Below are 3,583 nucleotides of genomic sequence, written 5' to 3'. Positions count from 1 at the left end.
GGCGATGCCGGGCAGGCAGGCTACGGCCACCAGCAAAATGCAGAGTTCGCCTTTGTTGGGCACAAGGGTACGTTTGATCATCATTGATCCTCTTTGGGGGTGGTTGAGGGTTGTTCAGGGGGTGCAACGGGAACAGCGGGTGCAGCGGATGGCGCAGAAACAGCCGGTGGTGCAGGCGGCAGATAGCGCGGGTACTGGCGCAGTACGTCCCAGATTTCATAGGTCGGCTCAACGGCGGATGCCGGGGCCTGAGCGCGCTGGAGCTGGCTTGACTCAGCGGAGCCGCCTTCCAGCGCGGGGACAGTGACGCTGGTACCGCCTGCATTGGCCAATACCCGTTGCACGTGGCTGCTACCGCCAAAAGCAGCTTCGGCCTTGAATCCGCCTTTGGGGTTGCCGCTGTAGTAGCAGGAAATAGCCTTGTGCAGCGCTACCTGCCGGTTGGGCTCCTTGGCGCTGGTCACTGCATAGCACTGTTCAAGAACAGCGGCGGCCATGCGCAGGTTGGTGCAGGGTTCAAATACAGGTTCGGGTCGGCTGACATCGAAATGCTGCCGGTTGATTTGGCCCAGGCCAATGCTGAAGTTAGCGCCCTCCTCCACCAGCTGCTTCACCACCAATACGGCTTCATCCAGGCTTTGCGGTTGACGCGGCAACACTCTGCCGACCACGCCAATGGCATAGGGATTGAAGGAGGACTCTGTCTTGACGATGGGGGTAAGCGTGGCTGGGTGTATCGAGGGAGCGCATTGCATGGCCAGGGCCAGAAAGGCACTGGTGGTGAGCATTGCAGGTTCCTTACGTTATGGGAGGTTTCCCGAATGGCCTTGTACAAGGCCATTTGGTGAAACCTCTCGATCTCCCAATAATGAGATCGAGGGGTCTCAAATCGTATTTCCGGCCGCGACCCTGTCCGCCAGAAAACTTGTTTGGGGCTTTACGCTGCGCACCCTGGGCCAGGTGCCAACCCTCTGAGTCGTTAAGGCCGACCCATCGCTGCCTCTAAACCCGTTCCCTGAGTGTCGATACGGCACACAAAGAGGACCGACAGCCGAAATATAACCTTCCTTATCCAGAGGATCAATAATATTTCTTATATTTGTGGCGTCACTCATAAAAAAACCTCAGCAAATGGCACTATTTGTCGCCGTAACTGGCTGATTTCTCAGTGCGGTTGGGCTGGTTTAGGCATAGATCACGTGCCGTGATCATCCCACCAGTTAGCTCTTCGGCAAGGAAAGCCTTGGCGGCGCTCATGTGATGGGTTCCTGAAACCCAATATGAAACCGCAGCTTGAGTTACGCCAAGAGCAATTGCAGTTTTTGCTTGGCCACCAAAAAAATTCACAAGCCTCTGGATGGGGGTCATAGGGAGGTAGTCCTGATAAGAATATTTATACAATAAATATAAGATTTATTTTTTGCAACGCCATAAGCGAACTTATAAGCTGATAAGATGACTAACCTAGCCGACAGACTCAAAATCGCACGCGCGCACGCAGGCCTATCCCAGGGCGAACTCGCCCTAAAAGCGGGGATAAAGCAACCTGTGATTTCGCAGCTCGAGACAGGAAAAAATGCTGGCAGCAGTTTCGTAGTCAGTATCGCGAAAGCATGCGGCGTTAACGCTGAATGGCTGGTAAACGGTCAGGGAGGCATGCTCCCTGAAACTTCAGGATTTGATGCAAACGTAGAACCCGCCTTAGCACCGGTGAAATTTTATGAATACCCTGAAATAAGCTGGGTACAAGCTGGCGCGGCCACGGAGGCTTTAGTGATTGGAAATGTAGCGAATTGCGAAGTCCACCCGTCAGACGCTTGGGCTGGGCCGAATGGTTTTTGGTTAAAGGTCAAAGGCCCGTCAATGACTGCGCCAGGAGGAATTTCCTTTGTGGAAGGAATGCTGATCCTCATCGCACCCGGATTCGACATTCAAAGCGGCCAATATGTAGTTGCAAAAATTACTGATACAAACGAAGCAACTTTCAAGCAGTTCTATAAAGATTCAGGACGATCTTATCTCAGGCCCTTAAATCCTGTTTTTAGCACGATTGAAATTGATGAGGACTGGCAGATAATTGGTCGTGTTGTAGACGCTAAATGGCCAAGGTCAGTATTATAAATGTTCATGAGGTAGCACCCTCATTCGAGAGCACTACCTACTCGTGTACCAATAACTCAGTTTTTTCTCCTGTGCATGGCTAATTCGATAGTGGCCCTGAATCGCCCAGAGCAGGTTTTGGCGAAAGCAGCTATCTGATTTGGTTGCATACGCCATAAGTCCACAACTTTAATGTTGCGCAGCATGATATATTCAGCATGTGACATGGTTTCCCCTCGTGTGGGTTCTCTGTGTTATACGGCCCGCCTGGAACTCTCACCTTCCCTGCGGGCCACCTTTTTCGCCGTTGTTACACAGCGATACATCTAGCATGAAATAATGAATTCATGCCAATTCCCTTGAAGCTCTCACAATCCATACGAAACATTTCGAGTCTCTTTCGCATAATCATGAATTCATTTTTTCATGAAATAATGAATTCATACTATTTATGCCTCGTCCTGTACTCCTCATAAGCCTTCATCAAAAGATCGGTTATGCTCATCTGCTGCTCAGCAGCGTAAGCCTTGATTTCGGAATGCTTTTCAATAGGCACACGAATCTGAATGGGCTTCGGTAGGTTTGATGAGCTGCGTTCAATATTGACCGGGCCTGTGGGTGCTTTTGAAGCGGCACCAAACGCGCCCACATCAATTTTTGGAGCCTGCGGTTTGCGGTTTGGTGGAGATTTATCAGTCATACTTCATGCTCTCATGAATTAATGCTTTCATTATATCATGCATTATTCGCGTGGTTGAACACCTGCTGCACGACAGATAACGCTTTGTCATTAAGCCCTTTGAACCTAGTTTCAGTAATTGCTAGACCCAAATCCATCGCCGCGCCATACCCCGTAGAAAGCGGTATAGAGCCCGTGGCACACGCAAACCCAAAAGCTTCAATGTTAGACCTAGCGCTATCTAGCTCACGGTCAGACTGTGGTGTTCGGCTCAAAATGTAGAGAAGCTTGGTCCGTGGTACGCCTTCTGCCACAAACTCTGTTCCTAGTTTCAGTGCTTCTCGTAAATCGTCCTTTGTGACACCTGTAGGAATCACTATCACGCTAGCTACCTTGGCAATCTCCAGACTTTGATTGCTTGCATGAGGCCCGCCGTCCACTACAACCAACTGCCGTCCTTCTGCTTCTCGAATCAACTTATCAGAACGATGGTAAACCGTAGAATCGACTCGAGGTTGCAGTGACGCCTCATCGCGAGCGACAGACCAGAGGTACGAGGTCTGTTGTTGTGGGTTGATATCTGCCAATAGAGTATCCAAGCCAGCTCTCGCAGCCTCTGTGGCAATTGCTCTAGCAAGCGTTGACTTGGTGACGCCACCCTTTTGCTGTAATACCGCGATGATAGCCATGGCTCCTCCGCCTTCATGAAATGCTGAAATGCTGAAATGCTGAAATTATCTGCCTGGTCGGCAATGCCAGCGTGAAACAGTATACTAAAAGAATAATTTCATGAAAGCATTTATT

Annotated in this window: 5 protein-coding genes and 1 pseudogene; 1 reads left to right on the top strand and 5 read right to left on the bottom strand. The window is 50.3% G+C overall.

Annotation, left to right across the window (positions count from 1 at the left end):
- The 3 genes and pseudogenes from KDX37_RS29590 to KDX37_RS28775 all read right to left on the bottom strand — a co-directional run.
- Positions 1-81: pseudogene (locus KDX37_RS29590) on the bottom strand (conjugal transfer protein); the annotation flags it as partial.
- Positions 81-788 (bottom strand): lytic transglycosylase domain-containing protein, encoded by a 708-nt coding sequence (locus KDX37_RS28780; RefSeq protein WP_231656576.1) that lies wholly within the window; start codon positions 786-788, stop codon positions 81-83. The gene KDX37_RS28780 and the pseudogene KDX37_RS29590, both read right to left, overlap by 1 nt.
- A gap of 349 nt (positions 789-1,137) precedes the next feature.
- Positions 1,138-1,368 (bottom strand): transcriptional regulator, encoded by a 231-nt coding sequence (locus tag KDX37_RS28775; protein WP_010215521.1) that lies wholly within the window; start codon positions 1,366-1,368, stop codon positions 1,138-1,140.
- A gap of 87 nt (positions 1,369-1,455) precedes the next feature.
- On the opposite strand from KDX37_RS28775, the gene KDX37_RS28770 reads away from it, so the two are divergent.
- The gene (locus tag KDX37_RS28770; protein WP_024647998.1) at positions 1,456-2,121 is read left to right on the top strand and encodes a LexA family protein; all 666 of its coding nucleotides are present in this window, start codon (positions 1,456-1,458) and stop codon (positions 2,119-2,121) included.
- Between the two features lie 424 nt (positions 2,122-2,545).
- Here KDX37_RS28770 and KDX37_RS28765 read toward each other — a convergent pair whose 3' ends face one another.
- On the bottom strand, positions 2,546-2,800 hold the full coding sequence (locus tag KDX37_RS28765) for a hypothetical protein (RefSeq protein WP_003381801.1): 255 nt from the start codon (positions 2,798-2,800) through the stop codon (positions 2,546-2,548).
- Positions 2,801-2,835: 35 nt separating this feature from the next.
- Positions 2,836-3,468, bottom strand: coding sequence for a ParA family protein (locus KDX37_RS28760; RefSeq protein WP_003381804.1), 633 nt, complete (start codon positions 3,466-3,468; stop codon positions 2,836-2,838).
- Between the last annotated feature and the right edge of the window lie 115 nt (positions 3,469-3,583).

This window comes from Pseudomonas californiensis (genome assembly GCF_021147775.1).
GTDB lineage: Bacteria > Pseudomonadota > Gammaproteobacteria > Pseudomonadales > Pseudomonadaceae > Aquipseudomonas > Aquipseudomonas californiensis.
Note: the sequence above shows the minus strand (reverse complement) of the source record. Positions and strands in the feature narration are given on the sequence as shown.

Bases quoted from the DNA above. Each gene is read 5' to 3' on its own strand.
- KDX37_RS28770 (WP_024647998.1), top strand. From the start codon at position 1,456: ATGACTAACCTAGCCGACAGACTCAAAATCGCACGCGCGCACGCAGGC.
- KDX37_RS28760 (WP_003381804.1), bottom strand. From the start codon at position 3,468: ATGGCTATCATCGCGGTATTACAGCAAAAGGGTGGCGTCACCAAGTCA.
- KDX37_RS28765 (WP_003381801.1), bottom strand. From the start codon at position 2,800: ATGACTGATAAATCTCCACCAAACCGCAAACCGCAGGCTCCAAAAATT.
- KDX37_RS28780 (WP_231656576.1), bottom strand. From the start codon at position 788: ATGCTCACCACCAGTGCCTTTCTGGCCCTGGCCATGCAATGCGCTCCC.
- KDX37_RS28775 (WP_010215521.1), bottom strand. From the start codon at position 1,368: ATGACCCCCATCCAGAGGCTTGTGAATTTTTTTGGTGGCCAAGCAAAA.